This is a genomic window from Telluria sp. ZB4P37, assembly GCF_059685855.1.
The window spans coordinates 14,657-37,132 of sequence record NZ_JCASID010000022.1 but is presented as its reverse complement, the minus strand read 5'-3'; the positions used below and the strand labels follow the sequence as shown (position 1 = coordinate 37,132).

11 protein-coding genes are annotated in these 22,476 nt (G+C 66.0%); 7 read left to right on the top strand and 4 right to left on the bottom strand.

The annotated features are described in order from the left end of the window. Positions 1-203: 203 nt before the first annotated feature. The gene (gene glnE / locus AC56K1_RS22035; RefSeq protein WP_497159919.1) at positions 204-2,957 is read right to left on the bottom strand and encodes a bifunctional [glutamate--ammonia ligase]-adenylyl-L-tyrosine phosphorylase/[glutamate--ammonia-ligase] adenylyltransferase; all 2,754 of its coding nucleotides are present in this window, start codon (positions 2,955-2,957) and stop codon (positions 204-206) included. A gap of 176 nt (positions 2,958-3,133) precedes the next feature. Between glnE and AC56K1_RS22030 the strand changes: the two genes are divergently transcribed. Both AC56K1_RS22030 and AC56K1_RS22025 read left to right on the top strand, forming a co-directional pair. Further along, complete coding sequence (locus AC56K1_RS22030; RefSeq protein WP_497159918.1) at positions 3,134-7,312, top strand: YhdP family protein; 4,179 nt, start codon at positions 3,134-3,136, stop codon at positions 7,310-7,312. A 1-nt stretch (position 7,313) separates the two neighbouring features. Next, positions 7,314-8,126, top strand: coding sequence for a carbon-nitrogen hydrolase family protein (locus AC56K1_RS22025; protein WP_497159917.1), 813 nt, complete (start codon positions 7,314-7,316; stop codon positions 8,124-8,126). Positions 8,127-8,603: 477 nt separating this feature from the next. Here AC56K1_RS22025 and AC56K1_RS22020 read toward each other — a convergent pair whose 3' ends face one another. Further along, complete coding sequence (locus tag AC56K1_RS22020) at positions 8,604-9,011, bottom strand: hypothetical protein (RefSeq protein WP_497159916.1); 408 nt, start codon at positions 9,009-9,011, stop codon at positions 8,604-8,606. Between the two features lie 212 nt (positions 9,012-9,223). On the opposite strand from AC56K1_RS22020, the gene tldD reads away from it, so the two are divergent. Beyond that, positions 9,224-10,684, top strand: a complete 1,461-nt coding sequence (gene tldD, locus AC56K1_RS22015) for a metalloprotease TldD (protein ID WP_497159915.1) — start codon at positions 9,224-9,226, stop codon at positions 10,682-10,684. A gap of 178 nt (positions 10,685-10,862) precedes the next feature. Here the strand turns inward: tldD and AC56K1_RS22010 are convergent, their stop codons facing one another. Beyond that, positions 10,863-13,538 carry a TonB-dependent receptor gene (locus tag AC56K1_RS22010; protein ID WP_497159914.1) on the bottom strand — a complete coding sequence of 892 codons (2,676 nt, stop codon included), beginning with the start codon at positions 13,536-13,538 and terminating at the stop codon, positions 10,863-10,865. 520 nt (positions 13,539-14,058) lie between these two features. Here AC56K1_RS22010 and aroG point away from each other — a divergent pair. Beyond that, complete coding sequence (gene aroG / locus AC56K1_RS22005) at positions 14,059-15,117, top strand: 3-deoxy-7-phosphoheptulonate synthase AroG (protein WP_497159913.1); 1,059 nt, start codon at positions 14,059-14,061, stop codon at positions 15,115-15,117. Positions 15,118-15,375: 258 nt separating this feature from the next. Here aroG and AC56K1_RS22000 read toward each other — a convergent pair whose 3' ends face one another. Further along, a complete protein-coding gene (locus AC56K1_RS22000) occupies positions 15,376-18,297 on the bottom strand; it encodes a TonB-dependent receptor domain-containing protein (protein WP_497159912.1) in 2,922 nt (973 codons plus the stop codon). A gap of 381 nt (positions 18,298-18,678) precedes the next feature. On the opposite strand from AC56K1_RS22000, the gene AC56K1_RS21995 reads away from it, so the two are divergent. From AC56K1_RS21995 to AC56K1_RS21985, 3 genes are read left to right on the top strand one after another with little or no spacing between them, the layout of a single operon-like run. Further along, positions 18,679-19,617 (top strand): ABC transporter permease, encoded by a 939-nt coding sequence (locus AC56K1_RS21995; RefSeq protein WP_497159911.1) that lies wholly within the window; start codon positions 18,679-18,681, stop codon positions 19,615-19,617. A gap of 14 nt (positions 19,618-19,631) precedes the next feature. After that, positions 19,632-20,657 (top strand): ABC transporter permease, encoded by a 1,026-nt coding sequence (locus AC56K1_RS21990; protein ID WP_497159910.1) that lies wholly within the window; start codon positions 19,632-19,634, stop codon positions 20,655-20,657. Then, the gene (locus AC56K1_RS21985; protein WP_497159909.1) at positions 20,654-22,345 is read left to right on the top strand and encodes an ABC transporter ATP-binding protein; all 1,692 of its coding nucleotides are present in this window, start codon (positions 20,654-20,656) and stop codon (positions 22,343-22,345) included. Before AC56K1_RS21990 ends, AC56K1_RS21985 begins: the two co-directional genes overlap by 4 nt. Positions 22,346-22,476: the final 131 nt, after the last annotated feature.

Sequence of the window (22,476 nt, the reverse complement as noted above, 5' to 3'; positions counted from 1 at the left end):
ACACATCCATATCAGATCATTCGGGGTTGATATGTGTCAATATGCTCAAGAGTAATATCTGTCCAAAAAACAACAGTTAATGCAAGGAAATCTCTGACCGAAAGGTCAGCAGGCAAAGGGTGCACGTCAACAGTGCTTTTCAGAGGGGAATGGGCGGTGGCGGTGCCCCCGCACCAGGGCGGTGCGGGCTGGATCGGTGGCACTCAGTCGCCGAAACAGGCCTGCCACAGGCGCAGCACGCTGTCCGGGTGGCTGCCGAGCAGTGCGGGCTCGACCCGGGCTTTTTCCTGGCCCTGCAGGCGCACCTGGTGCTGCAGCTTGCGCATGGCGCGGTAGGCGTCGGCCACGGCGGCGCCAAGGGGCGGATCGATCAGGCCGAGCTCGCCGCACAGGCGCAACAGGGCGATGTTGCCGACGTTGGCCGTCAGCTGCGGGTAGGTGGCCGCATGGCGCAGCACCAGGTACTGGACGATGAACTCGATATCGATCATGCCGCCGGGGTCGCCCTTCAGGTCGAACAGGTCGCCCCGGCTGGCGCCTGCCTCGCGCATGCGCTTGCGCATGGCGCGCACCTCGTCCTTGAGCCTGGCTTCGTCGGCGCTCCTGTCCTTGCGCAGCACTTCCTCGCGGATCGCTTCGAAACGCGCCCCGATGGCGGCGTCGCCGGCGCAGAAACGCGCGCGCGTCAGGGCCTGGTGCTCCCAGATCCAGGCGCTGCCGGCCTGGTAGCGCTCGAAGGCGGCGCTGGACGACACCAGCATGCCGCTGGCGCCGTCCGGGCGCAGGGCGGTGTCGATGTCGAACAGGATGCCGGCCGCGGTGTGCGCGGTGTTCCAGGTGATGAAGCGCTGCGCCAGCTTGGCGTAGTTGGACGGCGCCATCTCGTCGTCGTCGTCGAACAGGAAGATGACGTCGAGGTCGGACACGTAGCCGAGCTCCTTGCCGCCCAGCTTGCCGTAGGCGATGACGGCGAAGCGGGGCTCCTGGCGGTGGCGGCTGGCAATGGCGCGCCAGGCGTGCTTGATGGTCGCGCCGACCATGGTGTCGGCCAGGGCCGAGAGGTGGTCGGCCAGGCGCTCGACCGACAGTTCGCCGGCCAGGTCCAGGGCCAGCAGGCGGAACAGCTGGGCGTGGTGGGTCTCGCGCAGGATGTCGAGCTGGCGCTCGGTGTCGCCGGCGGCCGCCAGCAGCTGGGCGTCGAGGTCGATGGCCAGCCGGGCCAGCTGACCCGGGTCGCCGGCGCCCTCGTTGCGGTCGTCGAGCAGTTCGTCGAGCAGGATCGGGTGGCCGGTGAGGAAGGTCGCGGCCCAGCCGCTGGCATTGATCATCCGGATCACGCGCTCGAGCGTATGCGGGTATTCGGTCAGCAGCGACAGATAGGCCGAGCGGCGCGCGATGGCTTCGAAGAAGTCGAGCAGGCGCCCCAAAGTGGCGGCATGGCTGCCGATGCCGGCTTCACCCACCACGGTGGCGATCTGGCCAAGGGCCGCGTCGCTCAGGGCCAGCAAGCGGGCGCGGCTGGCGTCGGGCAGGGCGGCCAGGCGCGGGCCCTGCAAGGTGGCGACCAGGCGGGTGGCGGCGCCGACCGGGTCGTCGTAGCCGAGCTCCAGCAGGCGGGCGGCGATGGCGTCGCGGTTCTCGGGGTCGTCGGCCAGCGAGGGCAGGTCCGGATCGGCGGTTTCCAGCTTGTCGGCAAAGATCGCGTCGAACTGGGCGGCCACATAGCTGCGCTGCTCGTCCAGGCGCGCCAGCAGGGTTGCGACGTCCGGCAGCCCCATCATGCGGGCCACGATGGCGCGGTCATCCTCGCTGGCGGGCAGGGTGTGGGTCTGGGCGTCTTCCAGGTATTGCAGGCGGTGCTCCAGGTTGCGCAGGAAGGTATAGGCCTCGAGCAGGCGCTCGACGGCCTCCATCGGCAGCAGCTCGCGCTCGGCCAGCAGGTGCAGGGTCTTGCGGGTCGAGCGCTCGCGCAGCGCCGGGTCGCGCCCGCCGCGGATCAGCTGGAAGACCTGGGCCAGGAATTCGATCTCGCGGATCCCGCCACGCCCGAGCTTGACGTTGTGGCTGCGCTCGGGGTGCAGGCGCTCCTGGCGCTTGACCTCGGCGCGGATCTGGGCGTGCATGTTGCGGATCGCATCGATCACGCCGAAATCGAGGTAGCGGCGGAACACGAAAGGGCGCACCACTGCGTCCAGCGCGGCAATGTCTTCAAGCGCGCCCGTGACCGCGCGCGCCTTGACCCAAGCGTAGCGCTCCCATTCGCGGCCCTGCACAATGAGGTATTCCTCGACCATGTTGAGGCTGGCGGCGAGCGGGCCCGAATTCCCATTGGGACGCAGCGCCATATCTACGCGGAAGGTAAAGCCGTCTTCGATGACTTCCGACAGGGCGGCGATCAACTTGCGGCCCAGGCGCACGAAGAATTCGTGGTTGGACAGCTGGCGCTGCCCCGGGCCGGCGGCGGTGTCGCCATCCTCCGGATAGACGAAGATCAGGTCGATGTCCGACGAAACGTTCAGTTCGCCGCCCCCGCCCTTGCCCATGGACAGCACGATCAGGTGCTGGGGCCGTCCGGATTCTTCACCTAGCGGCATGCCGTGGATGGCCACCAGCTCATCCGTCAGGGCGCGGACATGGGTGCGGATGGCGAAGTCGGCAAACGCCGTCATGGCGCTGACCACCTCGTCCAGGCTGGCCCGGCCGTCGAGGTCGCGCTGGATGATGGCGCACACTAACAGGTTGCGCAGGCGGCGCATGGCCCGCGGCAGCGGAAGGCCGGCGGCCTGTTCGCGCGCCAGTACCGCGCCAAGGTCGGCGTCGGCCAGCGATAATCGGGCAAAGTCCTCGAGCAGGGCAGGGCGGGCCGGGTCGGCGTCGAGCCAGCGTTGCAGGAAGCGCGAGCCGTCTGGCGCTCCGTGGGCGGCCGGCTTGCCGGTGGCTGGTGCAGCAGGGGTCATGGTGTGCGATCCATTGGGCGTGTTGGCGTCCGGTTTTGCCGTCCGGCAGGCGTTCGTGCGGTAGAATTGCCCGCCGTGCTGCCCCGGTTAGCATGATGGTAAGGTAGACGCCGCAACCCTTGCAAGCGATCTGTTATCAAAGTTTTAATTTACGGCGGCCTTTGTTGAGTACCTTGATGGACAATCCGGAACCGCAGGCGGCGCACGCACAGGGCGGGCACCTGCCGCTGGCCGTGCGCTGGCGGCGCCTTCGCACGGCCTATCGCTATGCGAACCTGGCCTCGCACCACGTCCTCGGTTTCACCATCAAGCTGGTGCTGTTCATCTATTTCGCGCTCGCCGTGCTGTTCCTGGTGCTGCGCTACGCCATCCTCCCCAATATCGGCCTATACAAAGGCGACATCGAAGCGGCCGCCGGGCGTGCGCTCGGCAACCGGGTCACGATCTCGCAGCTGTCGGCCTCGTGGCAGGGCATCCATCCGGCCCTGCGCCTGGGCGACGTGCGCCTGATCGATGCGCGCGGGCGCCAGGCGCTGGCGCTGCCCGAGGTCTCAGCTACGCTCTCGTGGTGGAGCCTGGTCGCCTTCGAGCCGCGCCTGCATGCGCTCGAGGTGCACCGCCCGCAGCTGGACGTACGGCGCGGCCTGGACGGCGTGCTGACGGTGGCGGGCGTGCGGCTCGACCCCAACAAGAAAGACGATGGCCGCGGCGCCGACTGGCTGCTGCGCCAGCGCGAGATCGTGATCCGCGACGGCCGGGTCGACTGGACCGACGAGCTGCGCGGCCGCCCGACCCTGGCCCTGACCGAGGTCACCATGGCCCTGCTCAACCGCTTCGGCGGCGGCCACCGGTTCGCCCTGCGCGCCACGCCGCCGCGCGCGCTCGGCCGCCCGCTCGACCTGCGGGCGCGCTTCCGCCACCGCTTCGGCGCGCGTCCCTCGGACGTCAAGCGCTGGAAGGGCGAGCTGTACGCCGACCTGCGCGACGCCGACCTGGCGGCCTGGAAGCGTCACGTGGACCTGCCTTTCCAGCTGGCCAGCGGGCGCGGCTCGGTGCGCGCCTGGCTCAATGTCGACCAGGCCCGGATGGCCGGTTTCACCGCCGACCTGGCGCTGGCCGAGGTCAATGCCCGCCTGGGGACAAGCCTGGCGCCGCTGGAACTGGCGCGGGTGCGCGGCCGCCTCGCCGCGCGCGAAGAAATGCTGCCGGGTAAAGAGGACGGCAAGCCGACCTTCGGCGCCCACGGCCACACGGTCAGCCTGACTGGTTTCTCGGTGACCACCCGCAATGGCCACACGCTGCCGCCGGCCACGCTCGAGCAGAGCTGGCGCCCGGCCCGTCCCGGCCGCCCCGAGCAGGGTGAGCTGAAAGCGCGCCAGCTCGACATCGGCGCCCTGTCGGCCCTGGCCGGCTATTTGCCGCTGCCGCCGCAGCAGCGCCAGATGCTGGCCGATTATGCGCCGCGCGGGCGCCTGCTCGACCTGTCGGCCCAGTGGGAAGGGGGTTATCCGGCGCTGCGCTCGTTCCGGGTGCGCGGCGACGTGGCCGGCCTGGCAGTCAATGCGCGCCCGGCGCGGCCGGCCCAGCCGGCGCGCGCCGGCCAGCCTGCGTTGCCGGCGCGCCCGGCCACGCCCGGCTTCCAGAACCTGAGCGGCCGCATCGATGCCAGCGAGCGCAGCGGCAGCGTGACGGTCGATTCGCAGGCCGCGGTCCTGCTGCTGCCGGCCTGGTTCGCTGAACCGATGATGCCGCTCGACCGGCTGGCGCTGAAGGCGCGCTGGACCTATGACCCGGGACAGCAGCTGCTGGTCGAAGTGGAGAACCTGCAGTTCGCGCAGGGCGCCTTCAATGGCCAGCTGTCCGGGCGCCACGCGCTGCCGCTGCAGGCCGGCCGTGGTCCCGGCGTCGCCGATTTCACTGGCAAGTTCGACGGTTTCGCGATCGGCCAGGTCGGGCGCTTCCTGCCACTGGCCACGCCCGAAGGCCTGCGCGGCTGGCTGACCGGCGCGCTGCAGGGCGGCAGCTTGCGCGACGCGACGCTGCGCCTGCGCGGCGACCTGGCCGGGTTCCCCTTCCGCGCCAACAACGCATTGGAACGCGCGCGCGGCGAATTCCGCGCCGCCGGCCGCCTCGAGGATGCGCGCCTCGAATATGCGCCGGGCCACCGCCACCCGGACGGCACGCCGCTATGGCCGCTGGCCGAACACATCAACGGCCGCATCGAGTTCGACCGCGCCCGCATGGAAATCCGCGGCGACAGCCTGCGCACGATGGGCGTGGCGATGTCGAACGTGAAGGCGGTCATCCCCGACCTCGGTGCGCACGACCTCATGGTGCTGGAGATCGACGGCAGTGCCAGCGGCCCGCTGCAGGAATTCCTGAATTATGTGGCGGCCAGCCCGGTGCCAGGCTGGATCGGCCACTTCACCGACGACACCCATGCCGGCGGCAATGCGCGCCTGGGACTGTCGCTGCGCATGCCGCTGGCCCACCTGCCGGAGACCAAGGCCGTGGGCAGCCTGCAACTGCTGGGCAACGACATCAGCCTGTTCCCGGAACTGCCGCCCCTGCAGGCGGCGCTGGGCCGGATCGACTTCTGGGAGCGCGGCGTCAACCTCAATGGCGTGGGCACGAGCTTCCTGGGCGGGCCGCTGGCGTTGTCCGGCGGCACCCAGAAGGATGGCAGCATCGCGATCCGCCTGGGCGGCACCTTGTCGGCCGACGGCATGCGCCGCACCGCGCCCGCCCCGGCCCTGCAGCGCCTGGGGGCGCGCCTGTCGGGCAGCACGCCCTACACCGGCGCGGTGGTGGTGCGCGAAGGCCGCCGCACCGTGACGCTCGAATCGAACCTGGCGGGCCTGGGCATGGAACTGCCGGCGCCCTTGAACAAGCCGCAGGCCAACGCCCTGCCGCTGCGCTTTACCCTGGCCGGCGAGCCGACCGTCAACGGCGTCGCGCGCGACGAGATCCGGGTAGCGCTGGGCGACGACCTGGCGGCGCGCTACCTGCGCGAAAAGCAGGGGCGCGGCCCGTGGGTGGTGCAGCGCGGCGGAATCGGCGTGAACGTGCCGGCGCCGGAGCCGGACAGCGGCACCATGATCCATGTGAACATGCGCGCCCTGAATGTGGACGGCTGGATCGCCGCCGGCAAGGCGATTGCCGGCACCGGGAACGAGGCGGCCGGCGCGGCGGCGTCAAGCGGCGGCGAGTTCGCGCAATACGTTGTGCCGGACGTGATCGCGGGCCGCGTGTCCGAGCTGACGGTGGGCGAGCGCCGCCTGGCCGACGTGGTGCTGGGCGCGACCCACCTGAAGGACACCTGGCAGGCCAACCTGAATTCGCGCCAGGTCAGCGGCTACGTGACCTGGGCCGAGTCCGGCAGCGGGCAGGGCCTGGGAAAGGTGACGGCGCGCCTGGCCTCGCTCGTGATCCCGGAGTCCGACGAAGCGGAGGTGAAGAACCTGCTCGAATCGCACCACGGCGCGAGCGCGACCATCCCTTCGCTCGACATCGTGGCCGAGAACTTCCAGCTGTTCGACAAGCGGCTCGGCCGCCTCGAACTGCAAGCCAGCAACGTGCAAGCGCTGGCCGGGCGTGAATGGCGCATAGACAGGCTCACCCTCCAGAGCCCGGACGGCCAGCTCAAGGCCAACGGACGCTGGCTGACCAAGGACGGCAAGAGCAATACCGGCCTGAATTTCATGCTCGACATCCTCGATGCCGGCAAGCTGCTCGACCGGCTGGGCTTCCCTGAAACCCTGCGCCGCGGCAAGGGCACGCTGTCCGGCGATATCTCGTGGAGCGGGCTGCCGTATGCGATGGACATCCCGAGCCTGTCGGGCCAGGTCGAGCTGAACGTCGAATCCGGCCAGTTCCTGAAGCAGGACCCGGGCGCGGCCAAGCTGCTGGGCGTGCTGAGCCTGCAAGCGCTGCCGCGCCTGCTCAAGCTCGACTTCCACGACGTGTTCTCGCAAGGCCTGGCCTTCGATGGCATCAGCGCCAATGCCATGATCCAGCGCGGCGTGCTGCGCACCGACAACCTCAAGATGCACGGGGTGGCGGCGACCATCCTGATGGACGGCACGGCCGACATCGCCAACGAAACCACCAATTTGCGCGTGGTCGTGATCCCGGAATTCAACCTCGGCACCGGGCCGCTGGTCTATGGCCTGGCGGTGAACCCGGTGATCGGCCTGGGCGGTTTCCTGGCCCAGCTCTTCCTGCGCGCGCCGATGATGAAGGCGCTGACCTACCAGATGCAGATTTCGGGACCGTGGAAATCCCCGGTCATCACCAAGCTCGACAACCCGCCGCCGGTGCCTGCCGCCGCGCGCGCCAACGCCAGGAAGGAGTGACATGACAGGTATGAATGTGACCAAGGTTGCCGCAGTCCAGATGGTGTCCACCCCGGAGGTGGGCGAGAACCTGGCCACCGCGCGCCGCCTGGTGGCGCAGGCGGCCGGCGAGGGCGCAAGCTTTGTCGTGCTGCCGGAATACTGGCCGATCATGGGCATGAGCGACCGCGACAAGGTGGCGCACGCCGAACAGCAGGGCGCCGGCCCGATCCAGGACTGCATGGCGGCCCTGGCGCGCGAGCACGGCATCTGGCTGGTGGGCGGCACGCTGCCGCTGGTGTCGATGGATGCCGGCAAGGTGCTCAACACCACGCTGGTCTACGACCCGCAGGGGCAGGCGGTTAGCCGCTACGACAAGATCCACCTGTTCGGCTTCAACAAGGGCAGCGAATCCTATGACGAGGCGCGCACCATCGTGCCGGGGGAAAGCATCGGGGCCTTCGATGCGCCGTTCGGCCGGGTCGGCCTGTCGGTCTGCTACGACCTGCGCTTCCCCGAGCTCTACCGCGCGATGGGCGAATGCGCCCTGATCGTGGTTCCCGCCGCCTTCACCCACACCACCGGCCTGGCGCACTGGGAAGTGCTGCTGCGCGCCCGCGCGATCGAGAACCAGTGCTACGTGCTGGCCTCGGCCCAGGGCGGCCTGCATGCCAACGGCCGCCGCACCTTCGGCCACAGCATGCTGGTCGATCCCTGGGGCGAAGTGAAGGCCGTGCTGCGCGAAGGCGAGGGCGTGGTCAGCGGCGAGCTCGACGCCGCCTTCCTGGCCGGCGTGCGCGAGAGCTTGCCGGCGCTGAAGCATCGCAAGCTGTAGCTGAGTTGCTGTATCCAGCCCGATCTGGCGCGGTTCCTTCTTGCCTTCCTCCAGGGAGAAAATAATTGGGGTCAGAGTCGAATTATTTGCCATGAGCTTTGTATCAACTGAGCTGGCGCCAGCTTTCGTAAGCAGCGCCAAATGATCCTGGGCCCTTGGTCAATAATTCGACTCTGACCCTAATTAATTGGCGCCCTCGCTGCGCTCCAGTGGCGGCTCCACGCCAGTGCGGTCGTCTTTCGTCGCATCTCCCTGGAAACGAATCTCGGCACTCTGCTGTCCTGGACGGTGCTAAACGCCGTCGTGCTGCTCTCAAAGGCCAAAATAATTAGGGTCAGAGTTGAATTATTTGCCAAGAGCTTGGCATCAACTGACCTTGAGCCATCTTTCGTAGTCAGCAGCAATTGATTCGAGGATCTTGGTCAATAATTCGACTCTGACCCTAATTAGCGCTGCCGCGAACCGGCAGCCGCGCGCTCAGCGGTTCTTCCTCAAACAGCTCAGGCTGCCAACGAAGAGCAACTCGTCCGGGCGCGGGCTATCGAGCCGGGCTGAGCGGGACAGGACCTGGCTTGCACGGTGGGCGTCGCTGCGTTCGACCTCCTGTACCACGCTGGCAAGGTCGTCCTCGGTCGCGCCGCCCTTGAAGTGGATTTCGAACTGAGCAGCGCCGTGGCCCGTCACTGTCTTGAAGCTGGCCACGCCGGGGAGTTTCCTCACCAGTTTCTCCAGCGGCGAGGTCAGTGCCGCTTTGATCTGCTCCGGCTCCTGCTCGGCAACACACATGTCGAGGATGACGACGCGCGGGGGCGGTGCAGCCGCCTGCGCCGTCATCGCGGTCAGCAGCAGGGCCGAGGCTGCGAAGAATCTGGAAAGCAGGGACATGGCGGGAGCTCCGTTGGGATGGCCTGGCCATGTTGCCACTACTACAAGCGACGTGCAATGTGTCCTGGATGAATCGCGCGTCCAGCCGGCTGGCAGGCTGTTTTCAGCGGTTCCGGGGTGCGCGCAAGCTGCGCTTGCCCCATGCTGCGTGTCCGGGTACGCCGCGTCCGGATATGGCACAATGGCCTCTCCATACGAACACCGAACGCAAAATGAAACCATTCGAACCGAACCTTACCTCCCTGGCGGTCGCGCGCGACGTGCTGCTGACGCCATTCGGCCTCGACGAGGGCAAGCTGCTGAGCGCGCTGGGGTCGATGTTCACGCACAAGGTCGATTACGCCGACCTGTATTTCCAGTTCACCAAGAGCGAGGGCTGGAGCCTGGAAGAGGGCATCGTCAAGACCGGCAGCTTCTCGATCGACCAGGGTGTCGGCGTGCGCGCCATTTCCGGCGATCGCACGGCCTTCTCGTATTCGGACGACATTTCCGAAGCGGCGCTGCTCGATGCGGCGGCGGCGACCCGCACGATCGCCCGCGCCGGTTCCGGCAAGATCAAGATCGCCACCGCGGCGCGCCCGACCGGCGGCCGCTCGCTCTACCTGCCGCATGATCCGCTGGCGTCGCTCGATGCGACCGCCAAAGTGAAGCTGCTCGAGCGTGTCGAAAAGATGGCGCGCGCCAAGGATCCGCGCGTGGTGCAGGTGATGGCGGGCCTGGCCGGCGAGTACGACGTGGTACTGGTGGTGCGTAGCGATGGCGTGCTGGCGGCGGATATCCGCCCGCTGGTGCGCGTGTCGGTGACCGTCATCGCCGAGCAGAACGGCCGGCGCGAAGTCGGTTCGTCCGGCGGCGGCGGGCGCTACGACTACGGTTATTTCAGCGACGAATTGCTCGACCAGTATGCGACCGAAGCGGTGAAGTCGGCCTGCGTCAACCTGGAAGCGCGCCCGGCGCCGGCCGGTCCGATGACGATCGTGCTCGGCCCGGGCTGGCCTGGCGTGCTGCTGCACGAGGCGGTGGGCCACGGCCTGGAGGGCGACTTCAACCGCAAGGGCTCGTCGGCCTACGCCGGCCGCATCGGCGAGCGCGTCGCGGCCAAGGGCGTGACCGTGGTCGATGACGGCACCCTGCAGGACCGCCGCGGTTCGCTGAACATGGACGACGAAGGCAATCCCACCCAGTGCACCACGCTGATCGAGGACGGCATCCTGAAGGGCTATATCCAGGACACGATGAATGCGCGCCTGATGAAGATGCCGGTGACCGGCAATGCGCGCCGCGAGTCCTTTGCCCACCTGCCGATGCCGCGCATGACCAATACCTACATGCTGGCCGGCGACAAGGATCCGGAAGAAATCCTGGCTTCGGTGAAGAACGGCCTGTATGCGGTCAATTTCGGCGGCGGCCAGGTCGACATCACCAACGGCAAGTTCGTGTTCTCGGCCAGCGAGGCCTACATGATCGAGAACGGCAAGATCAGCTATCCGGTCAAGGGCGCGACCCTGATCGGCAATGGCCCGGAAGTGATGAACAACATCTCGATGATCGGCAACGACATGCGCCTGGATTCGGGCGTGGGCGTATGCGGCAAGGAAGGCCAGAGCGTGCCGGTGGGCGTCGGGCAGCCGACGCTGCGGATCGATGGCGTGACCGTGGGTGGGACAGGCTGAGGCGAGGCCCCATCAAAGCAAAAGCTGGCCTGAGGTCGGCTTTTTTTTGTTCATCGTCCTGGGCTAACGGAATGCTGCGAAATTTGGCCCCCGGCCTTCGCCGGGGCGACGGTCTTTAGCACAACAATGCCAGTTTCTACCTACGGCTTTTCTACCCTGGCCCGTCCTCGCTCCGTGGCTAATTGAACTTGTACGTCACCCGCGCGTACACCGTCAGGCCCAGCGGGTCGGTATAGCGCGGGTCGTAGCCCAGCTGGAAGTTGGTGAGCTGGTTCGTAAACGGGGGCTCCTTGTCGAACAGGTTCTTGATGCCGGCGGTAAATTCGGCGCGCTTGTTGCCGGTGTAGGTAGTCGACAGCGACCAGGTCGAGTAGTGGCCCACCGTGTTGAAGAATTCGGGCTCGACGGCCGAATTCTGGTCGGCGTAATGCGACATGTAGCGGTTGGCCAGGTTGACCGTCCAGTCCCCGCGGCTCAGCGAGAACAGCAGGTTGTGGCGCCAGCGGAAGACCGGGGCTTCGTCGGCGTAGCGGCCGGCGTTCTCCGTGAACGGCCCGCCGGGCTCGTTCTGGTAATCGTATTTGTTGACATATGTGCCGTCCAGGTTGATCGTGAAATTGCCGAAGCGCGTGCGCGGCATGCGGTACGCGATCGACAGGTCCAGGCCCCGGGTTTTCACTTCGCCGAGGTTGTCGGTAATGGCCAGCACATAGAGCAGGTTGGTACCGCTGGCGTCGTAGACGAACAGGTCGCGGTATTTCGTGAAATTACCGAACAGGGTCTGCTCGGCCAGCGAGTTGAGCTGGTCTTTCAGGCGGATGTTCCAGTAATCGAGCGATAGGGTGAGGCTGGAGACCGGCTCGAGCACCACGCCGGCGCTATAGGTGCGCGAGCGTTCCGGCGACAGGTCCGGATTGCCGCCCAGGCGTACGTATTGCTGTTGGCCGCAGGACACGTTCGGGTTGGCGCCGGGTGCCGGCGTGCCGCCCGGGCAGAGCAGCGGGTCGTCGTAGGTATCCGAGCTGAAGGTAGTGGATTGCGGCCCATACAGGTCGAACAGCGTAGGGGCGCGGAAGCCCTTGTTGAATGAGCCGCGCACCAGCACCTGTTTGGTCGGTTGCCAGCGCAAGGCCACCTTGGGGTTGAAGCTGCCGCCGACGTCGCTGTAGTGGTCGTAGCGCGCCGCGAAATTGAGTTCGAGATCCTTGATGACGGGGACGTTGACTTCGCTGAACAGGGCCCAGATGCTGCGCGCCCCGGCCTGGTCGCGGGCGTCGGCATAGCCCGAACTGGAGGCCTGCGAGGCCAGGTCGCGGTTGACGAAATACTTGGCGCGGTCGCGCCGGAATTCGGCGCCGACGGCAAAGCCGAGCGGCCCGCCTGGCAGGGTCATGAGGTCGCGGCTGGCGCGTGCGTCGACCGCGGCGCTGTGGATGCGCGCGTGCAGGTATTCGCCAGACAGGATCGAGTTGTTCAGGTAGGCGGCTCCGGCCGGGTCCTGCACGCCGAACGGGTTCAGGATGCCGGCGCCGACGCCGTCGATGATGCGTTGGTCGATGACATAGCCGCCGTTGAAGATGCTCTTGGCCCGGCCCAGCGAATACGAGATCCCGGTGTTGTAGTCCCAGCCGGCGAAGCTGCCCTCGAGGCTGGCCAGCAGGCGGTCGGTGATGCTGGCGTCGAAGTTGTTGCGGCGCCCGGTTTCCAACGGCCGCCAGGAGATGTCGAGCGGCTCGCCGGTGAGGCCAGGGAAGGCCGGCACCCGGCCGTTGCCCGGATAGAAGGGGCTGTCGCTGCTCATGATCACCCCGATGTTCGACAGCGGCGGCGGCGCCACCTGCGCCTCGTTGGTGCTGCGGCCGTGCACGAATTCGAGGCTGGCGACTTGCGCGCCGAATTTCTTGTTGAGTTTGGCCATCGCACTGAACTGGCGCGTCTGGGGAATATTGTCGACGAAGCGCGTGTAGTCGAAGGCGCACAGCGGTTCGTCCGGCAGCGGCACCGAGGCCGGCGGCTGGCAGGCCGGGTGGAGCGGGTTGCCGGTAACCCCGAGGTCGGAGAAGAAGTTGGCCGGAAAGGTGGTGCCGCTGACTTCGAACATGCCGCGGTCCGGACGGATGCCGGTGGCCGAGAAACTGCGCTCGTCGGCGCGCAGCGCGGATTGCTGGTGCCAGTCGATCACGCCCCAGGCGCTGAAGCCATCACGATCGAGCTCGCCCCAGCCGCCGGACAGGTTCAGGCGCTGCTCGCTGCCGCCGCCGTTGGCCCAGGGCTCGTAGCCTTCGAAGGTGAGCGCGGCGCCCTGGACCGAGCGCTTGGTGATGAAGTTGATCACGCCGCCGATGGCATCGGTGCCGTAGATGGCAGAAGCGCCGTCGCGCAGCACCTCGACGCGCTCGAGCGCCGCCACCGGGATGATGTTGAGGTCGACCGAATCGGCGAAATAAGGGTGGTTCGCCAGCCTGCGCCCGTTGAGCAGCACCAGCGTCTTGTCGCCGCCCAGGCCGCGCAGGTCGGCGGTGGAGCGCCCGCCGGTGCCGGCGCCGACCGCCGACGAGCCTACCTCGGAAGACTGGTTCATCGGGATCGAATTGAGCACCTCCTGTGCGGTGGACAGGCCCTGCTTGGCGAAGTCGGCGGCGCGCACCGTGGTGATCGGCAGCGAGGATTCCGCTGCCAGGCGCCGGATCGAGGAGCCGGTGATCTCGACGCGCGCGATGGGGGCAGCCTGCGCGGGCGGAGGCGGCGCCTCCTGCGCCAGCAGGCTGGACGGCACGGCCAGCAGCGCCAGGCCGACGGCGCCGCCGCCGGCGAAGATGCGCCGCACGGCGCGCGAGAGCAGGGTTTCGATCATGTCCGGACTCCAGAGATTGGGGGATTACCGCAGCGCCTGTCCAGGCTCCTTGAGTGCGCTCAAATGACTCAAAGACTTTTCTTGTGAGAATACAAGTCGTGTGCAGGACGAGCAGACGTGGAGCGACTTTTGCACCGTCCGCTGGAGCGCGTTTGATTTCAATCAAGGAGTGAAGAAAGCGGGCAAAAAGCTGTGGGATTGGCGCAACCACTTGCCAAACCAGGTGTGCCGAGGCGGCGGAACAGCGGCGAAAAGGCAGGCGAAGTTGCTTGCCAATCTTCATGCTATATTGTTATAGTCAAACCAGACCTAGCCAACCGGGCCAGCCGGATCCTCATGCGCCAGCACGTTTTCTTTACCTGCTATTTTTACTTTAGCCATTCCAGCCCCTTGGCGGTGGAGTAGCGGCAGGTTCACGCGACATCAGAACAGTCCGACACAATCCAGACAAACCGCCAGCGATGGCGGTTTTTTGTTTTCAGCCCAGCTTTTAGCCCAGACACACAACACGGAGTACAGCATGCCTCGCACCGACGATCTACGCATCCGCGAAATGAAGGAACTGACGCCGCCCTCGCACTTGATCCGCGAATTCCCGGTGACCCCGGCCGCCGAGCAGACCGCGGCCGGCGCGCGCGTGGCGCTGCACCGCATCCTGCACGGCCAGGACGACCGGGTGATGGTGGTGGTCGGGCCCTGCTCGATCCACGACCCGCAGGCCGCACTTGAATACGCGCGCCGGCTGGCGCCGCTGCGCCAGCGCCTGGCCGGCGAGCTCGAGATCGTGATGCGCGTCTATTTCGAAAAGCCGCGCACCACGGTCGGCTGGAAGGGCATGATCAACGACCCCTACATGGACAACAGCTTCCGCATCAACGACGGCCTGCGCATGGCGCGCGAGCTGCTGCGCAGCATCAACGAGCTGGGCCTGCCGGCCGGCACCGAATTCCTCGACGTGATCAGTCCGCAGTACATCGCCGATTTGATCAGCTGGGGCGCCATCGGGGCGCGGACCACCGAGTCGCAGGTACACCGCGAGCTGGCTTCCGGCCTGTCCTGTCCGGTCGGCTTCAAAAACGGTACCGACGGCAACATCAAGATCGCGGCCGATGCAATGAAGGCGGCCTCGCAGCCGCACCATTTCCTGTCGGTGACCAAGGGCGGGCATTCGGCCATCGTCTCGACCGCCGGCAACGAGGACTGCCACATCATCCTGCGCGGCGGCAAGGCGCCGAACTATGACGCGGCCAGTGTCGAGGATGCCTGCAAGCAGCTGGCGGCCAACGGCCTGGCCAGTCGCCTGATGATCGACGCTTCGCACGCCAACAGCAGCAAGAACCCGCAGAACCAGGTGCCGGTATGCGCCGACATCGCGGCCCAGATCGCGGCCGGCGACGACCGCATCGTGGGCGTGATGATCGAGTCGCACCTGGTTGGTGGACGGCAGGACCTGGTGCCGGGCCAGGAGCTGGTGTATGGGCAATCGGTGACCGATGGCTGCATCGACTGGGAGACCAGTATCGGCGTGCTGGAGGGGCTGGCGGCGGCGGTGAAGGCGCGCCGGCTGCGGACGGAGTAGGAGGGGGAGAAAGGCCCGAAGTACGCAGTACTTTATCCGTCGAATCTCCACCAACGTCATTTCCGCGAAAGCGGGAATCCAAGTTCAGCGAGTTGCGCCTGCGTTCGACATAATCGGCGTGCGCAGGAACTGGGCTCCCGCCTGCGCGGGAACGACGTATCGACAATAGTGGTGAATGCGCTCTGCCTTGCTGATCGAGCAAGACCCCCAAAAAAAAACGGCGCACCGAAGTGCGCCGTTTTCATGTGACTCGCCGGATCAGAACTTGGCGGTCAGGTTCAGGAACACGTGACGGCCCATGGCGTCATAGACCTGTGGGTAGGTATTGCCGTTGCCAAACACAGCCGCGGTAACGCCACTCAGAGGCGGATCCTTGTCCAGCGAGTTGTTCACGCCAACACGCAGGGTCAGGTTCTTGTTGATTGTCCATGATCCCACCAGGTCCAGGTAGTCGCGCGAAGCCAGGCGTGCGTCGACCCGTTCGAAGCTGGTGCTCAGCAGCGGATTGTCGCTGGTGGCGTCGAGCTTGACCGCGTTGATGTGGCGCCAGGTCACGCCAACTTCCAGGCCCTGCCATGGAGTACCCCACACGGCGCGGATCTTGTGGCGGTACTTCGGCAGCGGGGTGCCGCAGGTGGTGCCGTGCAGACCGGCGCAGTCGTACTCGCCCGAACCTGGGAAGTCTTCCGCCTTGAACTCATCCAGGAAGGTGCCGATGTAGGACAGGTCCAGGCTGCCGTAGCCACCCATCTTGTAGCCGTAGTTCGCGCCCAGGTCGATACCACGGGTCGAGCTCATGCCCAGGTTCTGGTTGGTGGCGACGATGCGGCCGGCATTCAGGGCCCACAGGGTGCCGAGGCGGTCACGCTGGATCAGGCCGCAGAACTTCGGATCGCCGGTCTGGAGACACTGGGTCAGGGTGGTCGATGCCGGCAATCCTCCGATGGTGCCTTTGACCTTCATGTCGAACGCGTCGATGGTCAGGCTCAGGTTGCGCATCGGGGTCAGCACCAGGCCGAGCGTGTACGAATCCGATTCCTCGGGCGCCAGGCCGGTGTTGCCGCCGGTGATCTGGTTGTACTGCTGCGCCGGGCTGTCTTCGATGCGGCCGTACTGGGCAGCGGTCACGCCGGTCAGCGCGCACTGGGCCAGAGTGGCCGACGGGGTAGCGCCGGCGCACGGGTCGGACGCCATGCCAAACAGGCTCAGGCCTTGCGGGGTGAACAGTTCGACGACGTTGGCGGCGCGAGCGGCGCGCTGGTAGCTGAAGCGCAGTTTAGCGGCCTGTATCGGCGACCATTCGGCGCCGACACCATACGAGCTGGTCTTCTGGCCGGTCGAGTAGTCCGACTTGCGGTAGGACGCGTTCAGGGTCAGCGATTCTGCGAATGGCATCTTTTCGAGCACCGGAATACGGGCTTCGGCATAGTAGTCGCGCACGCTGAACTGGCCGGCCACGCCCAGGGTCGGTCCGCCCTGGCCGGCGAGGTCGCCGGTTTCGAAGGCGGTGTCGGTTGCCAGGTCGAGCTTTTCGGTACGGTGTTCCCAACCAAATGCAATGCCGATACCGTTCTTGCTGGTCGGCAGCCTGAGGCCATATTCGCCCAAGTCGCTCGACAGGTTGACGCCTTGCACGGTCTGCGAAGTGCTACCCTTCTGGAAGCCCGGGGTCTGCAGATATTTCAGTGCTTCCGGCGTCACGCCGCCCAGCCTCCAGATGTTGTAAGGCACGCAGTTCGGGTCGGTGCCGTCGATCACGCTCTGGCAGGTCGGTACACCGCCGGGGCCAGGCACGACGTTCAGTGCGCGGCCGATGCGCTGGTTCGAGAAGTCGTTGAAATAGGTCTCCGAGTACAGCACCTTGCCAGCCTGCAGGAAGGCGTCATAAGTCCAGTTGCCGACGTCGCCCTTCAGGCCGATCACGCCGCGGTAGGAGGTATGGCGCTGGTCATCCTGGCGGCCGCCGCCTTCGACGTTGCGGCGGAAAATCAGTGCGTCGGCGGTGGTGCCTGGACCGGTCAGGCCGAGGTCGCGGCGCCAGGCCGGCGACAGGAACGGGTTCTCGAAACGGATGGCATTCGAACCCGAGGCATCGAAGCCGAACAGGCCGGACGGGGCGATTTGCGCGACGGTGCTGTCGTCGTGGAAGCTCGCCTCGGTGTACAGGCGCATCTGGTCGTTGATGTCGTAGCGGGCAAAGCTGCTGAAGGTGTAGCGCTCCGATGGGCGGCGGAAGTAGTTCAGCGGACCGAAGTTGTACTGGTCGGTGGCGGCCACGTACGGGCGTGTATTGCCGGCCGCATCGGCGACGGTGCGCTGGCCGGCATCGGTAAAGAAGCGGCCAGGGAAGCTGGTGCCCGAACCGCCGCAATTGAAGGTGTCTCCACGGCTGAAGCCGCCCAGCGAGCAGGCGGTGAAATCGCGCTCCGATTGCAGCAGGGCATCTTCTTTCTTGTAGCCGAAGAATGCCACAGCATTGCCGCGGTCACCCGCAAAGTTGCCGCCCAGCAGCAGGTTGGCATCCTTGATCTTGCCGTCCGCGCCCTTGTCGTCAGGCAGCGGGAAGTTGCGGCGGCGCGAAGCATCGGCAGCCATGCCGCCGTTTTGCTGGTGGTTGTAGAACGCGTAGTTGGTTTCCAGTTGCACGCCCTGGAAGCTGTCGTTCATGATGAAGTTGACGACACCTGCGACCGCGTCCGAGCCGTAGATGGCCGAGGCGCCGCCGGTCAGCACTTCGACACGCTTGATCAGCGCTGCCGGAATCTGGTTCAGGTCGGCTGCGGTATTGCGTGGCGAGCCAGCCGGCAGGCGGCGGCCGTTGACCAGCACCAGGGTGCGGTCGGCGCCGAAGTTGCGCAGGTTGACCGTTGCGGTGCCGGACGAGCCGTTCGAGATCGAGCCACCCTGGTCAGCGAACACCTGGGGCAGGTTGTTCAGCAGGTTTTCGACCGAACGCGTGCCTTCCAACTTGATGTCCTTGGCGCCGATCACGGTCACCGGGCTGACGCTTTCCAGGTTGGCGGTCGCGATGCGCGAACCGGTCACTTCCACGCGTTGCAGCTGCTGGCCTTCAGTAGCCGGAGCCTGTTGCGCTTCCTGCGCATAGGCGGTCGCGGCAAACGCCATGCCGCCGGCGAACATCAATCGAACCGAACGAGATATTACTGTTTCCACCATCATGTCGAAAATTCCCAGGTAAGCTCCGCGGCTCTTTTTTTGACGACGACCGCAGAGATGCTTCGATCACGTTGCCGCCCAAAATACAAAAACGGCATCTTTTACTGCATGGCAATAAAAACATTGAGGTACATACATTGTCAATTGGAATGTCGGTACAAGCTATAAATACAACTATTGTCGAAATATATTTACAAAAAATCGATTTGGCGTTATGGGTGGGAAACAAAACGGAATGGTCATGTAGCATGGTCGCCACCTGTCAACCCGGCGAAATATGCGCTATCGTTACGCCTCTCTGGCCGCGGCAAGCGGCCCGCCTTGCTTCGGCGGCCACGGCGGCGCGTACACGCGCCGATCTTCACGACCTATTTCAGAATTCCTATGCTGAGTTTTATCCTGCGGCGGCTGTGGCAGATGCTGCCCACCATGCTTGGGGTGGTGCTGCTGGTGTTCGTGCTGTTCAACTGGGTCGGCGGCGATCCGGCTTACCTGCTGGCCGGGAAGATGGCCGACACCGGCGCCATCGAAAACATCCGGCGCCAGCTCGGCACCGACCAGCCGTATCCCGTCCAACTGTGGATCTTCATCCAGCAGATCGTGAGCTTCGACTTCGGTAATGCCTGGAGCACGGGCGAGCCGGTGGCCCAAATCATTTCCAGCCGCCTGGGACCTTCGCTCACGGTGCTGGTGCCGCTGACCATCCTGGAAACCCTGTTCGGCATTGCGCTGGCCCTCGCCATCGCGTTCGTGCGCGGCTCGCTGACCGACCGCGCCGTGATGGTCGCGTGCACGGTCGGCATGTCGGTCTCGATCCTGGTCTACATCATCGTGTTCCAGTATGTATTCGCCTACAAACTGGGACTGTTCCCGGTGCAGGGCTGGGGAAACAGCCTTGGCGAGAACCTGCTGCGCTATGCGCTGCTGCCGATCATCATCGGCCTGGCGGTGTCGATCGCGCCGACCCTGCGCCTGTACCGCAGCTTCGTGCTGGACGAAGCGGGGCAGGATTACGTGCGCACCGCGCGCGCCAAGGGCTTGAGCGAGCGGCGTATCGTCTGGGTGCATGTGCTGCGCAATGCGGCGATCCCGATCATCACCCACGTCATGGCCAACCTGCCGGCGCTGCTGATCGGCGCCTTCCTGCTCGAGCGCTTCTTCGGCATTCCCGGCATCGGGCGCGAAGTCATCCTGGCCGTCGAGCGCAGCGACTTCCCGGTGATCAAGGCGATCACGGTGTACGTGGCCGCGGCGACCATGGTGTTCAACCTGCTGGCCGACTTGCTCTACCAGGCCGTCGATCCACGGGTGCGCCTGACATGACGCGCAGCGAAGCGATGACGACCCACCCCCTTGCTCCAGCGCGAACTTCGCCCGGACTGTGGGCGCTGGCCTGGCGCCGCCTGCGCGCCGATCGCATCGCGATGGCCGCGCTGGCGGTCGTGGCAGGCTTCCTGCTGATGCTGGCGCTCTCGAGCGCGGGGCTGGTCGCGGGCGACTGGGAAGACGAGGTGGCCGTGAACTACGCGCCGCCATCCTTCATCGGTGCCGACGCCGGCACCCGCGCGCTCGCTGCGGCCCAGCTGCCGCGGGCGACGCCGCCGAATGCCTTCGACCCGCTGGCGGGCGAGCTGGCCGAACTCAAGGCGAAGGTGGCAGCCACCCATCCGCCGCGCGCAAAGGCCTTGACGCTGCCTTTTGGCGCCGACAAATGGGGCCATGACGTCATCAAGAAGACCATCAAGGGCGGCGAGACCTCGATCGTGGTCGGCCTGGTGGCGGCGCTGGTGGCGGTCGCGCTGGGCACCCTGTTCGGCGCGCTCTCGGGTTTTTATGGCGGGATTGTGGACGATTTGTTCAACTGGTTCTACAGCATCTTCACTTCGATTCCCTCGATCCTGATGATCCTGACCGTGGCCGCGGTGCTGCAGCAAAAAGGCGTCATGACCATCGTCCTGATCCTCGGCCTGACCGGCTGGACCGGTCCCTACCGCCTGATGCGCGCCGAATACATCAAGCACAAGGCGCGCGAATACGTCATGGCGGCCGATGCCATCGGGGCGTCGAACTGGCGCAGGATGTTCAGCCACATCCTGCCGAACGTCTCGCACGTGGCGCTGGTGCAGATGTCGATCCTGGTGGTCGGCTTCATCAAGGCCGAAGTGATCCTGTCGTTCCTGGGCTTCGGGGTGCCGGTCGGCACCGTGTCCTGGGGCAGCATGCTCAACGAAGCCCAGAATGAACTCATCCTGGGCAAGTGGTGGCAACTGGCGGCGGCGGCCAGCGCGATGGCGCTGCTGGTGACGGCGTTCTCGCTGTTTGCCGACGCGCTGCGCGACGCACTGGACCCCAAACTCAAATGACCGATATTGACCCCGACATGCTGCTGCAGGTACGCGACTTGCGCATCTCCTTCCGCATCGACAAGAAGCACAGCGCCGAAGCGGTCAAGGGCATCTCGTTCGACGTGCCGAGGAATAGCACCGTGGCGCTGGTGGGCGAATCCGGCAGCGGCAAGTCGGTCAGCTCGCTGGCAGTCATGGGCCTGCTGCCGATTGAAACCACCATCATCGATCCCGGATCGAGCGTGCGATTCGACGGCCGCGAACTGTTCGCGCTGCCGCCGGGCCAGCGGCGCAGATTGTGCGGCAAGGAGATCGCGATGATCTTCCAGGAGCCGATGTCCTCGCTCAACCCGGTGTTCACCGTGGGTTTCCAGATCGGCGAGGTGCTGCGCCAGCACATGGGCATGAGCGGCAGGCAGGCGCGCGCGCGCACCTTGGCGTTGCTGGCCGAGGTCGGGATTCCCGACCCGTCGGCAAAAATCGACGCCTATCCCGGCCAGATGTCCGGCGGCCAGCAGCAGCGCGTGATGATCGCGATGGCGATCGCCTGCGCGCCCAAGCTCCTGATCGCCGACGAGCCCACCACGGCGCTCGATGTGACCATCCAGAAGCAGATCATGGAACTGATCGCCGGGCTGCAAAAGAAGCACCAGATGTCGGTGCTCTTCATTACCCACGACCTCGGGCTGGTGGGGGAAATCGCCGACCGCGTGATCGTGATGCGCCATGGCGAAGTGCGGGAGGAGGGCACGGCGGCCCAGGTGTTCGGCGCGCCCCGCGACACTTATACCCGCGCGCTGCTGCACTGCCGACCGAAGCTCGACGAGCGCCCGCTGCGCCTGCCCGTCATCGACGACTATCTCGGCGACGGCGTGGCAGTGCACGACCTGCCGCAGCGCACGCGCGGCAGCGCGCCCGGCGATGAGCCGTTGCTGGTGGTCCGGAACCTCGCCAAGAGCTTCTACCTGCGCGACGGGTTCTTTAAAAAGCGCGAGTTCAAGGCGGTGCAGGACGTGTCGTTCACGCTGGCGCGCGGCAAGACCCTGGGCGTGGTGGGCGAATCCGGCTCGGGCAAGACCACGGTCGGCTTGACCCTGCTGCGCCTGCACCGCGCCACCGGCGGCAGCGCGCTGTTCGAGGGGCGCGACCTGCTGTCGATGTCCGACCGCGACTATCAACGCTACAAGCGGCGCATCCAGATCATCTTCCAGAACCCGTATGCCTCGCTCAATCCGCGCTTCACGGTGGGGCAGATCCTGCTCGAGCCGATGCGTATCCACCGCATCGGCGGCAATGACGGCGAGCGCGTGGCGATGGCGTATGACTTACTGAAGCGCGTCGGCCTGCCGGAACAGGCTTTCGGCCGCTATCCGCATGAGTTCTCCGGCGGCCAGCGCCAGCGCATCGCGATCGCGCGCTGCCTGACCATGAAGCCGGAGATCCTGGTCTGCGACGAATCGGTATCGGCGCTCGACGTCTCGGTGCAGGCCCAGGTCCTGAATTTGCTGCAGGACCTGCAGGACGAATACAAGATGAGCTATATCTTCATTTCGCACGACCTGTCGGTGGTGAAGTACATCGCCGACCAGGTCATGGTGATGCACCAGGGGAGCGTGGTCGAGATGGCCGATTCGGACGACTTGTACCGCGATCCCCAGCACGAGTACACGCGGGCGCTGCTGGCGGCGATTCCGCGGGGGGCGTGATCACGGGCCGATGGCCGCATTTGGCGCCGATTGGTAACTCGTGGCGTGGGCAAGAAACTTCCCCACGCTACGAGTTCGCGGGATTTCGACCGGCGCGCCGCGCCCACCAAACAATTTCAGATACACTTGTA

Excerpts from the sequence above, each read along its gene's own strand:
- glnE (WP_497159919.1), bottom strand. The coding sequence starts at position 2,957 with ATGACCCCTGCTGCACCAGCCACCGGCAAGCCGGCCGCCCACGGAGCG.
- AC56K1_RS22030 (WP_497159918.1), top strand. The coding sequence starts at position 3,134 with ATGGACAATCCGGAACCGCAGGCGGCGCACGCACAGGGCGGGCACCTG.
- AC56K1_RS22025 (WP_497159917.1), top strand. The coding sequence starts at position 7,314 with ATGACAGGTATGAATGTGACCAAGGTTGCCGCAGTCCAGATGGTGTCC.
- AC56K1_RS22020 (WP_497159916.1), bottom strand. The coding sequence starts at position 9,011 with ATGTCCCTGCTTTCCAGATTCTTCGCAGCCTCGGCCCTGCTGCTGACC.
- tldD (WP_497159915.1), top strand. The coding sequence starts at position 9,224 with ATGAAACCATTCGAACCGAACCTTACCTCCCTGGCGGTCGCGCGCGAC.
- AC56K1_RS22010 (WP_497159914.1), bottom strand. The coding sequence starts at position 13,538 with ATGATCGAAACCCTGCTCTCGCGCGCCGTGCGGCGCATCTTCGCCGGC.
- aroG (WP_497159913.1), top strand. The coding sequence starts at position 14,059 with ATGCCTCGCACCGACGATCTACGCATCCGCGAAATGAAGGAACTGACG.
- AC56K1_RS22000 (WP_497159912.1), bottom strand. The coding sequence starts at position 18,297 with ATGATGGTGGAAACAGTAATATCTCGTTCGGTTCGATTGATGTTCGCC.
- AC56K1_RS21995 (WP_497159911.1), top strand. The coding sequence starts at position 18,679 with ATGCTGAGTTTTATCCTGCGGCGGCTGTGGCAGATGCTGCCCACCATG.
- AC56K1_RS21990 (WP_497159910.1), top strand. The coding sequence starts at position 19,632 with ATGACGACCCACCCCCTTGCTCCAGCGCGAACTTCGCCCGGACTGTGG.
- AC56K1_RS21985 (WP_497159909.1), top strand. The coding sequence starts at position 20,654 with ATGACCGATATTGACCCCGACATGCTGCTGCAGGTACGCGACTTGCGC.